Here is a 15,409-nt window from a genome sequence, read left to right as displayed (position 1 = left end):
GCAGCAGTCCAGCGTTGCTTCACACCGACCGGGCCACGACAGCAATTGAGACAATGGCCGCGCTGAGCAAAAAGCTGGTGGAGAAGCTGACTGTCGACATCATCGTTCAAGTGGCGCAGTGTGTAAACCGGTCGGAGGTCGGTACAGAGAGGTGCCTAGGTCCTATGACCAAGGTACCGTCCGGGCCGCGGCATCTATTTGACGCCGGTGAGACACGTGATGAGCAATTCATCGCTCGCGTGGACGAAGGACCAGTGAGCTTCGCGCTTCGTGTAGTTCGCGTTGCTTACGATGTGTGCCGATTGCAACCATAGCACACAGCAGCCCGCGGCTCCTACTTTGAGTGCGGGCGGCGAACCGCTGGACCAGAGATAGCAGATGGACGGTTTCGAAGCTGGGTGTATGATTTTTCATTGATCTCCGGGCGTCAGAAGACGGAGAGCATTTTTATGAAGGTACTTATTGTTGACGATCACACATTGATTCGCGAAGCGTTGCACGCTGTCCTGAAGGAGTTGAAGCGAGAAGCCGTGATATTGGAAGCATCGAGCAGTCGAGAGGCCATGCACATTGTCGAGGAGCATCCCGATATCAGCCTCATTTTGCTCGATATCAATTTGCCTGACCGCGACGGCTTCTCTGTCCTTTGCGAACTGCGCCAGCGCTATGCGACGATTGCTATCGTCATTCTCTCGTCCTCCGATGATCAGGATACGGTCAGGCGCGCTTTCAAACTTGGCGCGCTGGGTTTCATCCCGAAGACCACGGAACGTGAAGTGATGCTCAACGCCATTGAGTTGGTGTTCTCCGGCGGAGTCTACATTCCCTCCAAGATTCTGGAGGAAACAGCGGGTCCGCGGTTCGCAGATAAACCTTTGGCTCGCGACTCGCTCAAGGGACTCGGGTTGACCGATCGTCAGATCGACGTACTGGCGCTCCTGATGAAAGGAAAAAGCAACAAGGTCATTGCCAGGACGCTCAATATGGCAGTGCCGACGGTGAAGAACCACATCACGTTCGTTCTCAAGGCACTCGGCGTGGCGACGCGCACCGAGGCCGTCATAAAAGTCGGAAAAATGGGCTGGGAATGGCCGCCGAAATCCGAATCATGAAACTGCCCCCGTGCCTCTTTCACCATCATGATTCCTAAGGAGCTCATGCATGACAGCGCGGAGCCGCATCGGGTCGACGGGCTTGTGCAGCAAAATGTATCCTCTGTCCCTAGCGTCCCGCAGAGGTTCAGCTGCGGTATCGCCGCTGATGAGAATGGCGGGAATTGACGAGCCAAACGCTGCATTGATTTGTTCAATAGCCCGGATTCCGGTCTTCCCGCTTGCGAGATGATAGTCCGAGATTATGAGATCGGGGCGTTGTGCGCACTCGGCAAGCCGGACCAGTGCAGCTTCGTCGGATCCGGCGGCAAGAACCGAATATCCCCATTTGCTAAGCAATCCGCCCGTTCCCTCCTGCACGATCGGAGTATCGGCAATAACAAGGATTGCCTTGCCGTCGGCCGCCAAGGCGCCGGGGTAGGGTAAGTCGGCGGGCGCCGCGGACCTGACGCATTGATCGACTCTCGGAACCAGGATCGCAAATCGCGAACCTCGGCCCACCGTCGAAGCCAGGTCGATTTGATGGTTGAGAAGCAGGCGAAGCTTGTCGACAATAGCGAGGCCGAGGCCGAGTCCGCCGGACCGGTTCTGTTCTGAGGTAGGAACTTGAAAGAACTCGCCAAAGATATTCTGCTGTTGATCCTCGGGAATGCCGGGACCGGTGTCGCATACTTCGATACGCAACATTTCACCGCGCCGACGACATCCGACCAGAATCCCGCCCTGCAACGTATAGCGCACCGCATTTGATACAAGATTCAGCATGATGCGTTCGAGCAGCATCGCGTCGCTTCGCACCCAGGCGTCACTTGGCCTGACGCGTAGCCGCAAACCTTTCTTTTGCGTCGCCTGGTCAAACGCCGTCTCGATTTTTTGCAACAGGCGTCCGATCGGGAACTCGGTGATTTTGGGGGTAAGCATCCCGGCATCGAGCCTGGAAATGTCCAGGAGCGAATTGAACATTTCATCCATTTCCTTGCGGGTTGCGTCGACCCGTTCGATCGTTCTTGTCCTTTCCTCCGGCTTGAGCGGCGTGCGCAGCTGGGCGACGAACAAGCCCAACGCATGTAAAGGCTGCCGCAAATCATGGCTTGCCATGGCGAGAAAGCGCGACTTCGCTGTGTTGGCGAGCTCCAGTTCCTGCGTGCGCTCTGCGACCTTCTGCTCGAGTTCGACGTGCGCGCGGCGCAGGTTTCCTTCCGCGTTCTTGCGGACTTCGACATCCGCGCTCAGCAGCAAGCTTGGAACGGTTATACTGATCAAGAACATCAACACCAGCAGGAATGACGCATTGCGATCTGGCGTCGCAAAGGGGCCGCCGCCCGTGTGCGTTGCCCAAATCGTAATGCCCGCAAGCACGAGGGCAACCGTTGCGGTATCGCGTGGACCGCGACGCAGGGCCGCCCATAGCATGGGCAGGATCGCCAGAAAGCCGAGTGGATCTCGGCCGGGCGTCTGCTCGATCAGGGGGCTGAAAGCAATGAGGCCAACAGCCGCCGCTGTCGCGAGGACCCCGGCCGTTTCCAAAAAATCGTGCCGGTTGAAGCCATGATGTTGGTTTGATGCCCACAGCACGATAACAGGGGTAATGACCAGTGCGCCGGTCACGTCTCCCAGCCACCAGGTGATCCACGCGTCCGCGAAATTCTTCGGCTCGATGTACCCGAAGAGTGCCAGGCTGCTCAGTCCAATGCTGGCGCTGATCGGTGTCGCGATCACGACGCAGATCAGGGTAAACTTTGCAACAGAATCTGGCGTTGAAAACGTCTCACAGCCGCCTGACCACCGCTTAATGAGATACGCGCCGGCAACCGCTTCGAGCGAGTTGCCTGTTGCAATCGCAAATGCGGTGGCAACGGAGCCGGCCGTCGTCGCATTGGCGATCATCGCCGCCGCAAAAATTGCGGGCCAAGTTCGATATCCCCACAACAGCACCGCCGCCAGCGCGACACCTGTCGGCGGCCAAATTGGCGTTGCGCTGGGATGGATAGAGGCGAGGGCAAGGCCGCCCTTTGCCGAGGCGAGATAGATCGCTCCAATCACGACCAAACCGCCGACGTAGCTGAGGCCGCGGTATGCATCCATGTCGGAAGCTGCTGATCGTTGATCGGACATGGTCGGCGTCCGGACTAGGCAATTGGATCGTTCACATGACTGACTGTTGATCTCTTGGCCGAAAATCAAAGATCGCTAGCTCGATACGGCAGATGCGCTCAGATCGAAATGATCACCGCACTGCTGGCGGACCAAGAGACGGCGCGTGCGATGGAGGAGCATCCGGCCGGCTTGCGGTCAATCCGTGCGGATCGCCTCAGCACCAATGGGAGACGAACAGCCGCCGTTGCGCCCGGAGAAATTCGCGCCGTCTCGTGTTCACCCGAGCTTTCGGGGGACGCATCGTACGACGAAGACAGGCTCTCCGAAAGGGCTGGATTTGGATCCGGACCAAGTCGCTGTGTGCGACCAGGGCCCTATCTCTCGTTGGAGTCTCGGGACCAAACCACTTGCACGATAGGTGCTGTGGCGGACCGGAAGCGCAGCTTGGCTCCGGAATAGAAGCATCCCCATGACCGATGAGATGCTGAGTCCGTTTGCGTCGGCGGTGGCGTTTGCGATGAGCGGCGCAATTCTCCTTTGGTCGAACCATCGCCAACTCGAACTCGTCTTTGAGGCGATCGTGTCCGCAACTTTGTATTTCCTGGCGACGAAGGACTACACCAGACGGCGGCTCTTACAGCGGTACGGAAGGGACAACGTCGACCTAGTCGGCCGTTCGATGCAACAGACTCTCAACGTTGTTGCCCCGGGTTGGTGCGATAGAGCCGCGGGATCTACACTCAAGAAGAAGAGCCGGCGCCGGACCCGGATCTGGATCGGTAGTTGGTCGCCGTTGAAGCAAAACAACGAGTAGCTACACAGGCAATTTCTGGTGCCGCCTCCAACCGAAAGACAATGGAAAGCTGCTAACCATTGATCCACTGGTGGGCCCGGCAGGATTCGAACCTGCAACCAGACCGTTATGAGCGGCAGAATTTCGATCAGGTTCGTTGACCTTCGTGCGTTTTTGTTCGAGTCCGATGGCCTTCGTTCCGTTTCGTTCACGCCGTTTCTGGTGCGAAACTGGTGCGGTGCCTCGAAACTGGCCTGAGGGCCACACAAGCCGGCGATCGGCAGAAGGGTCCAAGAGCGGACCAAATCGGCCATGATTGCTTTCACGATTGGCCCTTTGCGGTAGTTCGGCACGGATCTGATCCGCTCATCCAGGCACGTGCCGGACAACCGCGCGCGCTTAATGAGCGCTTAACGCTTTTGCGCAACAGATAGATTACCAGCGCGCAGTTAGTCCTTAGTTACGAGTGCGAACCGACCTCCCGCGGAGGGGAATCGGATGGGACTGCTTTTTGTTGGAGTGCTGGCGGGAGTCCTGATCGGCTTTGGCTGGTTCGCGCCTTCCCGAGGGTATTTCCTTAATTGCGCGTCACGCCCCTGTTTCAACGGGGGCGCAGTCGCCCGACCCGCGCTGCCAATGCAGATGGCTTTGGCGCCAGATCCTGCGGCCGTCAAATCGAATTCTGCTACTCCGGCAAGGTCCGGCAAGAGATCTTCCCCGAAGAAGCGTGGAGCGGCCGACCTTGCCAAGGTGGCGTCGCCTCGGACGAGGATCGGCGTCCCGGCATCCGAACACTCCGCGGAAACTTCAGATCCTGTCCTGGACAAGGCGAAGGCCACGATCTCGGCGAAGATGGAGGATCCAGAATCGGCCGAATTCACCGATATGAAGCGCACGATGCGAAAGAACACGCTTGGACGCCCTGTGGATACAATTTGCGGGCGTGTGAAAGGAAGAAGCGCGCCAGGCGGCGAGACCGCGGACAGGCCGTTTCTTTACCTCGTGAAGGAGGATGAAGCATATGTCGTCGACGGCAAGTCAGGGTCGGCGGCGTCAACGGCGTATCGAAATATCTGCAATTAGGGGAGGCGTCGACTGCGCCACGGCGCGGTACGCACCCAAGTGATTTGAGCGGAAAGAATTTCCACCCAGCCGCAAAGTGATCCCGCAGTGGATACGGCACTAACGGCGGCACTGCGCCTCGTGATGATGCATTCAGAATGAATGCAGCAGCAGCAGGGGAAGACGCAATACGGAATGGGAATATCGCGGAAGTTCTTTTCATCTCGAGGAAATCATGCACGACATAACGAACACCTCAAAACGGCTCAATGAATCGCTTCACTTGCCGGTTCTGGTAATCATCGAGCCGCTCCTATTGCCTCGCACATGCATGCTGAACGTCCTCAGGCGGGAGCTGGACCACCTTGAGATCCTTGACATGGCAACGGTCCAAAGCCTGGACTCTACGTCAGCCCGCGATGTTCGTCTGGTGGTGCTGAGTATCGCGGATAGGCCCATCGGCGATCCTTCGGTTGAGGACGATCTCGCCTTCGTTGCGGAGTGTTGTCCCAACGCCGCCGTTGCAGTCCTGTCAAACCATGATGACGAGCCGACCGTGCAGGCTGCGATGCAGCGGGGCGTGCGCGGCTTTCTTTCCACCTCGCTATCGATCGAGATCGCCATGGCTGGCCTGCGGCTTGTTCTTGTTGGTGGCGTCTACCGGCCGTTGCCCGTGGCCCGGACGAACAGGATAGCGGATCTGGAGCCGTCGGATACGCGCGGGCTTGCGCCCGCATATCTGATGAACGAGGGAGTCGGAGTGGCTATCGACAGGAGCGTGACCGATCTCACGCCTCGTGAGCAACAAGTTCTGGCGGAATTGGAGCTCGGCCTGCCCAACAAGCTGATCGCCGCCAAATTGAACCTCTCGGAAAGCACAGTCAAAATGCACATCCAGCATATCATGAGGAAATGTGCTGCGCACAATCGCACGGAAGCTGTCCTCCGCTGGCGCGGCCGGTTGCCCGCGCAGAGTCGCGATGACGATCCCGGCGCAGCTCCAATGCTGGAAAACTAGTCCTCTCTGAATGCACCACGGAAGCTGTCGAGCAGGGGCCTGAGCGCGTAGAGAGCCACAGTACCGCGCCCTGTCGTGATGAACACTTGAACCGGCATACCGGGGACGATCTGGATGTCGTTTGCCGCGATCTGCGCCTCGTCGATCCGGATTTTGGTCGCGTAGTATGGCTGGTCGGTACGCTTGTCGAGGAGCCGGTCCGCGGATACGTGCACGACGGTTCCCTTCAGGCGAGGCACGCGACGCTGATTGTACGGTAGGAGGTGAACCTCGGCATTGAGGCCGGGATGAACCACGTCGATGTCCTCGGGCCTCAGGCGCGCGGTCACGATGAGGCGATCTTGCCGGGGTACCAGGTCCATGAGCGGAGCACCAGCTCCGATGACGCCGCCGGCCGTATGAATCCGCAGATCGGTTATCACGCCGTCTTCGGGCGCCTTGATCTCCGTTCGCGATAGCTGATCCTTGGCCGCAAGCAATCGCTCGCGGAGCTGGAATATCTGGTTCTGCGCTTCACGAAGCGACTGTGCGATCTCGTTCTGCCTCTCGCTCTCGAGCTTGAACAATGTGGCCTGCTGTTCGCTGATGACCTGCGCGGCGCGAGAAATCTGCGCGGCGATCTCGCCGCGGCGGCCTTCAACGTCGGCCAGCTCCCGCTGCAGGTTCAGAAGCCGCGGTCGCCGCTCGAGCCCCTTGTTGACGAGGGTCGCGACCATATCCAGTTCCTCCCGGACGATGTCGACCCGCTGCCCGGTGGCGCTCTCCTGAGCCTTGAGACCTTCGATCTCCTTCTCGACTTGACGCCTTCGTTCGCGAATGACCGTAAGCTGCGACTCGTGAACCTGGAGGCGCGCCTGAAAAATGAACTGCTGCGCCGAAACCGCAGCGGCGGCCACCCCGTTCTGCTTGCTGTCCTGTTCCAGCGCGTCCGGAATTGCGATCCTCTCAAATCTCTGCTGCTCGGCTTGAAGCCGTGCGGCACGAGCAACTGCATCCCACAATTGGCCTTGAAGGCTTTGCATCTCCGAGGCGGCCCGGGTGTCGTCCAGCGCGATCAGTATTTGGCCGCTTCGCACGATATCGCCATCCGAAACAAGGATCCTCCTGACGATACCGCCTTCCAGATGCTGAATCGTCTTGCGGCTCGACTCCGATTCCACGACGCCAGACGCGATCGCGGCGCTCTCGAGAGGCGCGAGGCTAGCCCATGTACCAAGCCCCAGCATGAAGCAGAGCACCAGCAGATTGCCCGCGACTGTGAGACCGCGAAGCCTTCCGCGCGGAGAGGTCGGCGTGGGCGTCGAGCACCATGGAAATTCCAGCGGCTCGAAATCGTCGATTGCGGTCACCACGACGCCAAATCGCCGGGCGGGCGCGGGGCGCGCCGGAGCTCGCATGAGCTGCTCCCAGATCATGGGAAGTCTCGAGACGGCGGGAAACTTCCGGATGATGAGAGAATTCCAAATCATGGCGCAATCTGCGAAGTAACTTGGGGGCGGCTCAAGTGCCGTTCAAAGATGTCCTCGCTGTCGCCGAATGCGGCGATCGCACCGTCTTCCATGATGGCAATTTTGTCCGTGGCTGCGAGGAGACCCATCCTGTGAGTGACGACGACAAGGATGACACCTGCGAGCTTCATGCGCTCGATGGCATCCAGGAGCATTCGCTCGCCCCCGTAGTCGAGGCTGGCGTTGGGTTCGTCGAGAACGATGAGGCGTGGACTGCCGAAAAAGGCGCGGGCAAGTCCGAGGCGCTGCCGATAGCCGCGCGAGAAGTTTGTTTCGCTGTGAACCATCGTGTCGTAACCCTGCGGCAGGCGCATGATCGCCCCATGGATTCCGACGAGCTTGGCCGCTTCGACGACCTCCCGCCGGTCGGCATCTTCAAGGCGTGCGATGATGTCGTTGATCGTGTCGCCGAGCAGGTTGATATCCTGGGGGAGATATCCAAGGCGGTCGCCGTTTCGGCCCTCGCGAAGCAGCGGGACGCCGGTATTGTCGAGGAGGACACGGCCATCCGTTGGCATCGATAGCCCGGCGATCACCTGGCCGAGCAAGGATTTGCCTGACCCGGACGGACCGATAATGCCAAGGCATTGTCCGGGCATGAGGCTGAACGAGACGCCGTTCAGCAGAACATGGTCGGTCCCCGCAAGCCGCACGCTAACATTGTCGACGACGAGGCCGCTTCGCGCCTGCGGCGGAGAAACCTCCGCGCTCTGCTGCAGCGCGACGGGGAATGCGGCGAGAAGTGCGCCGAGCCGCTGACAGGCGCTCAGGGCCGTTACGAGTGATTTCCAGCCAGCGAGCGCACTTTCGACCGGCGCGAGCGCCCGGCTGAACATCAGCGTGGAAGCAAATATGATTGCGGGGCTCTTCCCGTGATCGAGGACGAGCCACGCGGCAGCCCCCATGATCAAGACCTGCGACAGCGCGCGAACCGGCTTGGTGGCCAGCATGACGATCTCGCCTCGCCGGAGTGCCACATCGTGCTCCCTGCGCGCGTGCTGCGCGTCACGGTGAATCATGCGCGCTGCGCTGTCGAACATTCCCATGGCGCGGATCATGTGGATGTTGCCCGCGGCCGTCTGGAGGCGGCCGCAGCTTCTGGACAGTGCGGCGCCGGATCTTTGCAGAACGTCTTCCGTGACCAGCTCTCCGGCAACCGTGAGCGCGAACAGGAAGGCGACGCAGCAGGCGCCCACCACGCCAAGCAGGGGATGGATCAGAAAGAGGACAAGGAGGAACAAGGGCGCCCAGAGCGCGTCGAACAGCAGCGTGCATGCGCCGGACTCGACGAACTGGCGCAGCACGGTGAGATCCCGATATGCGCCCGACGCTTGCGTCGAGTCGCTGCGAGACGCCGATTCGAGGCCGGCCGAAAGCACGCAAGGACGAAGGCGATCGTCGAGCCAGGCGCCAAGGCGTCCCAGGACGGCGCGCCGCAATGCATCGAACACGCCGCCCACGACCACTGTGATCGCGACAATAAGCGTGAGCAGAAGCAACGTGTCGCCGCTCCGGCTCGACAACACCCGGTCGTAGATCTGAAGAAGATAGATGGAGGGCGCAAACAGAAGCAGGTTGTAGCTGCAGCTATAGGCGAATACGAGACCGAGCGGTCCCGCGCAGGACCGGAGGGCCGCGTGCAGTGGCGTCCGGATCTGCGGCAGGATAGGCCATTGAAGGGGCGGCATCAGCATGATCGTTACCGCCTGAAATCGAGGTCCGGCGCACTTGACCGATGGCTAACGTCATCTGCCAACGGTATCGGCGGGGTATTGGCTCGAGCGTCAGGACCGGTGGCGGAAGCCACCGGTCCTGCCAGTCGGACGAGCCGATGGTCAGAACGTATCGAGATGGAAGCTCACCTCTCCGCCCACCGCCGCGTTGCCGTCTCCGCCATTGCCGCCGATGCCGGCCACGACCTCCTGGTGCTGATCCACCCAGACCTTGTTGATCTGGGTCGCATCCGTATTGGCGTATACCTTGGAGGTATCGTGACCGCTGTAGGATTTCTGGCTTCCGTTCGACTCGGCGTCTCCGCCATGGGCCTTCGAAAACCACGAGGCCTTCGCGTTGGCCCCGCCGGCATCCCAATCTGCCGTCTGCTTGACGTGATCGCCGGTGCTCACGTGCACGTCGGCACCTTCCGCCTTGTTGGTTGGATCGAAGTTGAGCGTCGGCTTGCTGATGATGGCTCCCTTGAAGGTGCCGTCGCCTCCATTTCCGACACTTTGACCACCGGTGCTGATCGATTTGAATTCGATCGAGTCCGAGATGCTGATCGCTTTGGGCAACATTTGAGCCTCCCTCTTTCTGCTGGCTTCGCGCATCGTCCATCCCGATCGGGCGGACGCGCGCGGCAAAGTCTGATCCGCCCAGGCGCGATGGCGATAGATGTCAAATCGGACACCATCCGGTTTGGTCGACCTACGTACGAAAGTACGACATTCGTCGCGCAACATCGGAACTCGAAACATCCGGGAGAGCCCGCAGGGCGAGCTTGCATGCGCAGAGTGTCGACGCGGCTCGCGATCGGGCTTGTGCGAGCGGCGCGATATTTCGCTATCCCAGCAGGTGAAGATCCGACAGAAGGTGGGCGGAAAGATCGCCACCCAGCGCGAGATTGCCGTGGCCGCCGTCCCCGCCAAGTCCGGCGATCTGGATCGCACTCTGGTCGATGTGCACGTTGTTGACCTGATCGGCTACGGCCGTCGAATGCGGACCCGCGATTGCGATGTTGATGGGTGCATAGATCGCGACGCTGACATCGATCAGGCTGCCGGCAAAATAGCCCTTGCCGCCATTGCCTGCGCCGTTCGAACCGGTCGCGATCGTGTCGGAGCCGCCCCACAAGCCGTGGGAGAGAAGGCTTGCATGGCCGCCCGCCGCGGCGTTGCCGTTGCCGCCGTACCCGCCAATGCCGGCGATCTGAATGATGGATTGATCCACGTAGGCGTCATTTGTCTGAACCGCGTAAACGTTGGAACCATAGCCCGCGACTGCGATGTTGATCGGGTCGTACAGTACGAAGGAAGTATGGACGAGCCCGCCATAGAACGCGCCATCGCCGCCATTGCCAGCCTGGCTTCCGCCCGTTTGAACGTCGAAGACGCCCCCTCCGTTGCTTGATCCCCAACTGGAGTCGAGCGTGATGACGCTGCCGCCGGCGGCTACGTTTGCATTTCCACCGCTTCCGCTGACGCCCGCGACCTGAGTGGCCGATTGATCGATGTGGACCGTGTTCGATTGACTTGCAAGCGCAGTGCCGCCCGAACCCGCCACGGCAATGTTGATCGGATGATAGATCACCACGGGAGCGTCCACGATCGCACCCGAGAAATAGCCGCTGCCGCCGTTTCCGGCGCTGTTGTCGCCGCTCGCGATCACGCCGCCGCCCAAGGACGTACTGACGCTCCCTCCCGATACAATGTTGTCATTGCCGCCATGGCCGCCGACGCCGGCCACCTGAAGAGCGGATTGATCGACATTCAAATTGTTGGGCTGGTTGGAAAGGGCGACCGAGCCGTATCCCATACTCACCGAGATGTTGATCGGTTCATAGATCAGCAGGGACGCGTGAATGATCCCTCCATAAAAGTAGCCACCCCCGCCGTTCCCAGCCGTGTTCGCCCCACTCTCGACCGAAGCAATGCCCGTCCCTGGATGTGATGCGCCGGCTGCAGGCTTCGTGGACGAAACGTCCAGGCCCGCCGCAGCGTGGTTGCCGGCGTGGCCGCCCGTGTCGACCCCCGATGTGGGATGTTTGGATTGAACCGGGTCGGCCTCGTGATGCTGGATGTTCGCGCTCGCGTGGTGGGCTCCAGGACCAGCAAATTGACCCGCAAGAGGGCCCGGACCATGGAGCAGAGCGCCACCGCCGACCTGAGCTACTAACGAAGCACTCGGCCCAGGGCCCGGTCCGCGCTCGCCATCGTAGCCATCGTGGTGATGCGAGGCGTGATGCAGCCGGATTCCATCCGACATCCGCGAAAAATCCATCGTAGCCTCCCTCATCGCGATCGCTCCGCGCGATCGGACGGGTTCTGCGCTCCGGACACAATGTCATCCCGGGAAGGTCGAATGCCCAGTCGTCAGTTCGGATATGGCGCTTCGTCGGGCACCCGTAACAACGGCTACATCCGTTCGGGTGGGCTACAGCCTTTGCAAGCTTGCGCGGGCCGAGCTTGGAAGTGCGACCTTGAGGGGATGGCGAAAATGGACGATCGGGCTGGTGGAGAGGTCGTCGTAGGGTCTGTGGCCAAAACCAATCCACCGCAATGCCCGACTTAAGTCGCATTGCGACCTAGGTCACGGCCAAAGCTCGTGTTCGGGCAGGGGCGCAACACCGGGGTTTCCATGTCCGGTCATTTGCGATTTTGTTTCGCCGCTTTTGTACTTGTTGCAGGCCTCCCGACGTCATCAGCGTCTTCGAACCCATTTTCTGGATTCTTCAATGCCAGTCCCGCGACAGCCTCTGCGCCCAGTTCCGCGGAAGTCGCGGAAGTGAAGTGCTTGTCGCGGCCCGGCAGGTCGACCGCCGACGGCCAGCGCTGGGTCTATCGGGTGGAAGGCCGGCGCAGATGCTGGTTCCAGGTCGCCGAAGGGACAGAGCCGGTGAAGATGCCGGTTCGGTATCGCGCCGCCAGATATCGTGCCGCCGCGGCCGAAGAGAACAAGTCCGCAGCGCGCAAGCGGAAGGCGATGGTAGATGCGCGCGCGGAGCTGCAGCGCTCCGCAGCGGTGGATACGTCTCGGCCGAGCCCGTCCGCGCCCGTGCAGGTGGTTGATGCCGGTCCCATCCTTGCTACCGGGATTGCGACCCGCGTGTCGCCGGCCCCCTCTCCAAACGCGCCGACCGGCTCACGCCGGACGAAATCGCGTCGCGCCAAGTCGACGTGGATGCACGTTTGGCGGCCGCTCCGGCCGCCAGTGACGCGGTTGCCGCCTCGGCGCCTTCGGCGACGCCGCTCGCCTTTTCCACCGCCGAGGCGGGTGATGGCGGGCAGGGCTGGACCTGGCTTTGCATGCTGCTGATGGCCTTGGGGCTCGTCTCCGTCTTGAGAGCGAGCCGAACCACTCGCTGGGCCGTGCCGCAGCCCCACCTTTCTTTCGCTTGCCAGAGGCTGATGCTGGTCAAGACGCGACCTCGCGGGGAGGCTCGCTAGATCGAACGTTAAGCGGGAGTTTGATAACCATTGAAGCGAGCAATGAGCGGCAGCGCGCGGCGTTTCTGTTGCAGCAAGGGAAAAACGAAAGCCTGCCAAGTGGTGATGATCGATTTACTGGTGGGCCCGGCAGGACTCGAACCTGCAACCAGACCGTTATGAGCGGCGGAATAGCGATCTGGCCCGTTGATTTCCCTTGGCTTTTGTTTGTCTTCGTTCGCGTTTGTTGTCGTTTGATCAATTCGTTTCTGGTGCGAAACTGGTGCGGTCCAAGTCTGGTCGCTGACACCGATCATTTCACGTCTACGGCTTCCGCGATTACTGCGGTACGTTCGGCCCGTTCGGGAACCTGGCCAAGCAGGCCAGGCAATGTCGCGAGCCGCGATGTGCTTCGACCGCTGTCGCATCTCGGTACAGCTCATCAATGCCGCAACAATGATCGTTCGAATTGTCTCGCCAAACGTCCCACCGCAGATTACCGGGCTCTGCCCTGCAATGCGGCGCCAGACCGACTAGAGTTCTCTCAGCTCAACGCTTTTGCCCGGGTGAGCAACCAGAATAGCAGTGATCTTCGACGGCATCGCTATCGGCCAAACCTTTTCAGAGTGACTGCTGGCTTCACTTCAGCCAGCGATGTTCGGCTGCCTATTTCACAATTTTCTCAGTGCTGCCAGCAGCTCCTTTGCCAAGAGCCCAGCTGAAGCCGGATTCTGTCCAGTGATGAGGCGTCCATCGACGACGACGTGGGGTTGCCAGTTTGCTACGGACGTATATTCGGCGCCCTCTGCCCGCAAGGCATCTTCCAGTTCGTAGGGAACGTCTTCGCGCGCATAGTCAAACTCTTCCTTCTTCGAGAACGAAGTCAGCTTCTTGCCCTGCACGAACGGCTTGCCATCGCCAAGGTCCACCCCGAGAAGCGCGCACGGACCATGACAAACGGCAGTCACAAGCTTGCCCGTGCTCCAGGCGCGCACGACTGCATTTTGAACGATAAGGTTACGCTGGATGTCGACCATCGGTCCGAGCCCGCCGGGCACGAGAATGGCATCAAAATCCGCAGCATCCACCTCGGCCAGTTTGCGGCTGCGATTGAGGCGGCGAAAAGCCTTGCTTTCAAAGAAGGCTTTCTCCGCAGGATCTTTCTCGTCGTAAGCATCATACGGCGTCCATCCACCTCTCAAAGAAGCGAACTCGACAGCGATACCGGCCTTGTCAAGAACATCGAATGGATGCGCGACCTCAGCGAAAAAGAACCCCGTCTTGCGGTTTTGCGGACCGATCACCGCTGCGTTGCTGACGATAAACAGGACATGTTGAGTCATGATGCGTTTCCTGGAGGAGTCCACAAAGGACGAGGCGCTAGATCTGTCGTCGCAACGACCCTACCCGGACAGCCAAGAATCGTATTTCCGAATCCTGCGGGATCATGAGCAATCCCTGCGGTGCCCCGGATCGGAACGATCGGCATTCACCTCGATCTGGCCGCAGCACAATTCGCGATACTGCCCCGGCGTAAGACTTGCGGCCTTCCGGAACACGCGCGTGAAGTTTGCCTGCGAGCCGAAGCCGAATTCCAGGGCGATTTCGACCAGGGACAGTCGGTTGCCCGCGAGTTCGTGCCGCGCAGCCTGGACGCGCCGATCGGTCACGTAACGGTGCGGTGACAATCCGGTCGCCTCGCGAAACAGCCGGGAGAAATGATAGGGGCTGAGACAGGCCTGAGCCGCCAGATCCTCGAGTCTGATTTCGTCTCCCAGATAAGCCTCGATATAGTCGAGCACGCGCTGCAGGCGCCGTGGATCGAGCGACGGAGACCTGTCGGGCGCGCGCCAGCGGTCGATCGTATAGTTGCCCAGAAGATGCGCCGCGAGCGCGACTTGAATTCCCTCCACGAACAGCGCGTCAGTCGACTGGCGCGGACGATGAAGCAAATCCCGAAGCGGCGAGCAGATGTGGAAGAGCACCTGGTCCGTCAGACCGTGGGCGTAGGCGATCTCGATCTTTGCCGGATCGATATTGAAGTCCGCAAGCGCGCTCTGGTCCAGCAGCGCCGGCGGGAGGTAGAGATGAAGACACTCCATCCGGTCCGAAAGCTCGAGATGACTCTCCTGCGTCCCCACCGGGACGAGGTAGCTCATGCCGGGGCGCGCGAGGCTCTTCTGGACTTCACCGTTGCCGGCGCGACACACCATCCCGCCGCCTGACAGCACCATGACGAGCTCAGTGCACATGGGAACGGGCGTCGCCTGGCGCCCTGCTTCGAACTTGCGATGCTCGATGCTCAGCCCCGGCCAGTCGTTGGCCGCCGCGAGCTTCTCGCTGTTCTGATACTTCTGATCTCCATGAGTCACGAGTGCCATCACGGCCTCCGCAAGTTGCGGCGAATCCCGGCCCCGTATCGCGAGCGATCATTCCATCCGGTGGTGAGTTGCAGCCCCGGCCGCTGCCACGCCGATAGCGAATTTCTCACAAGCGGCGATGGCGAAGTCCATAGGCGGCGCGGTTAAAAGAGGTAAAAGCCAGGCGTACCAGAGACTTGGGATCATGCGTTCGATCACCTTGGAGAGCATCTCGCCGCGATGAGCAAGATGCGTCGGTCATCGCGCAGTAATAGGAAATACCGCAGTGCCGGCGTGGGCTAGTGGTGGGCCCGTCAA

The 15,409-nt window shown here is 60.5% G+C and carries 13 protein-coding genes and 2 tRNA genes; 4 read left to right on the top strand and 11 right to left on the bottom strand.

Annotated elements, in window-relative coordinates; translation table 11 throughout:
• Positions 1-449 precede the first annotated feature (449 nt).
• Positions 450-1,112, top strand: a complete 663-nt coding sequence (locus IVA96_RS05875; protein WP_247280805.1) for a response regulator transcription factor — start codon at positions 450-452, stop codon at positions 1,110-1,112.
• Here IVA96_RS05875 and IVA96_RS05870 read toward each other — a convergent pair.
• Positions 1,107-3,227 (bottom strand): MASE1 domain-containing protein, encoded by a 2,121-nt coding sequence (locus IVA96_RS05870; RefSeq protein ID WP_247416036.1) that lies wholly within the window; start codon positions 3,225-3,227, stop codon positions 1,107-1,109. The genes IVA96_RS05875 and IVA96_RS05870 overlap by 6 nt on opposite strands.
• Before the next feature lie 451 nt (positions 3,228-3,678).
• Between IVA96_RS05870 and IVA96_RS05865 the strand changes: the two genes are divergently transcribed.
• Positions 3,679-4,023, top strand: coding sequence for a hypothetical protein (locus IVA96_RS05865; protein ID WP_247416034.1), 345 nt, complete (start codon positions 3,679-3,681; stop codon positions 4,021-4,023).
• A gap of 68 nt (positions 4,024-4,091) precedes the next feature.
• On the opposite strand, the gene IVA96_RS05860 is transcribed toward IVA96_RS05865, so the two are convergent.
• Positions 4,092-4,164: transfer RNA gene (locus IVA96_RS05860), tRNA-Met, on the bottom strand.
• Positions 4,165-4,500: 336 nt separating this feature from the next.
• Between IVA96_RS05860 and IVA96_RS05855 the strand changes: the two genes are divergently transcribed.
• Positions 4,501-5,085, top strand: coding sequence for a hypothetical protein (locus IVA96_RS05855; protein ID WP_247416031.1), 585 nt, complete (start codon positions 4,501-4,503; stop codon positions 5,083-5,085).
• 214 nt (positions 5,086-5,299) lie between these two features.
• Positions 5,300-6,082, top strand: a complete 783-nt coding sequence (locus tag IVA96_RS05850; protein ID WP_247416028.1) for a response regulator transcription factor — start codon at positions 5,300-5,302, stop codon at positions 6,080-6,082.
• Here IVA96_RS05850 and IVA96_RS05845 read toward each other — a convergent pair.
• From IVA96_RS05845 to IVA96_RS05805, 9 genes are all read right to left on the bottom strand, one after another.
• A complete protein-coding gene (locus IVA96_RS05845) occupies positions 6,079-7,497 on the bottom strand; it encodes an HlyD family type I secretion periplasmic adaptor subunit (RefSeq protein ID WP_247416025.1) in 1,419 nt (472 codons plus the stop codon). The genes IVA96_RS05850 and IVA96_RS05845 overlap by 4 nt on opposite strands.
• Before the next feature lie 50 nt (positions 7,498-7,547).
• Positions 7,548-9,284 (bottom strand): ATP-binding cassette domain-containing protein, encoded by a 1,737-nt coding sequence (locus tag IVA96_RS05840; RefSeq protein WP_247416022.1) that lies wholly within the window; start codon positions 9,282-9,284, stop codon positions 7,548-7,550.
• Between the two features lie 141 nt (positions 9,285-9,425).
• Positions 9,426-9,917 carry a hypothetical protein gene (locus tag IVA96_RS05835; protein WP_247416019.1) on the bottom strand — a complete coding sequence of 164 codons (492 nt, stop codon included), beginning with the start codon at positions 9,915-9,917 and terminating at the stop codon, positions 9,426-9,428.
• Positions 9,918-10,149: 232 nt separating this feature from the next.
• Positions 10,150-11,586 carry a hypothetical protein gene (locus tag IVA96_RS05830; RefSeq protein ID WP_247416016.1) on the bottom strand — a complete coding sequence of 479 codons (1,437 nt, stop codon included), beginning with the start codon at positions 11,584-11,586 and terminating at the stop codon, positions 10,150-10,152.
• Between the two features lie 1,284 nt (positions 11,587-12,870).
• A tRNA-Met gene (locus IVA96_RS05825) sits at positions 12,871-12,948 on the bottom strand.
• 122 nt (positions 12,949-13,070) lie between these two features.
• Positions 13,071-13,226 (bottom strand): hypothetical protein, encoded by a 156-nt coding sequence (locus IVA96_RS05820; RefSeq protein WP_247416166.1) that lies wholly within the window; start codon positions 13,224-13,226, stop codon positions 13,071-13,073.
• 176 nt (positions 13,227-13,402) lie between these two features.
• Positions 13,403-14,074: a type 1 glutamine amidotransferase domain-containing protein gene (locus tag IVA96_RS05815; RefSeq protein WP_247416013.1), complete on the bottom strand. Its 672-nt coding sequence runs from the start codon at positions 14,072-14,074 to the stop codon at positions 13,403-13,405.
• A 102-nt stretch (positions 14,075-14,176) separates the two neighbouring features.
• Positions 14,177-15,112, bottom strand: a complete 936-nt coding sequence (locus tag IVA96_RS05810) for an AraC family transcriptional regulator (protein ID WP_247416011.1) — start codon at positions 15,110-15,112, stop codon at positions 14,177-14,179.
• Between the two features lie 48 nt (positions 15,113-15,160).
• On the bottom strand, positions 15,161-15,322 hold the full coding sequence (locus IVA96_RS05805) for a hypothetical protein (RefSeq protein WP_247416008.1): 162 nt from the start codon (positions 15,320-15,322) through the stop codon (positions 15,161-15,163).
• Positions 15,323-15,409: the final 87 nt, after the last annotated feature.

Source organism: Bradyrhizobium sp. 159 (genome assembly GCF_023073795.1).
Lineage (GTDB): Bacteria > Pseudomonadota > Alphaproteobacteria > Rhizobiales > Xanthobacteraceae > Bradyrhizobium.
Note: the sequence above shows the minus strand (reverse complement) of the source record. Positions and strands in the feature narration are given on the sequence as shown.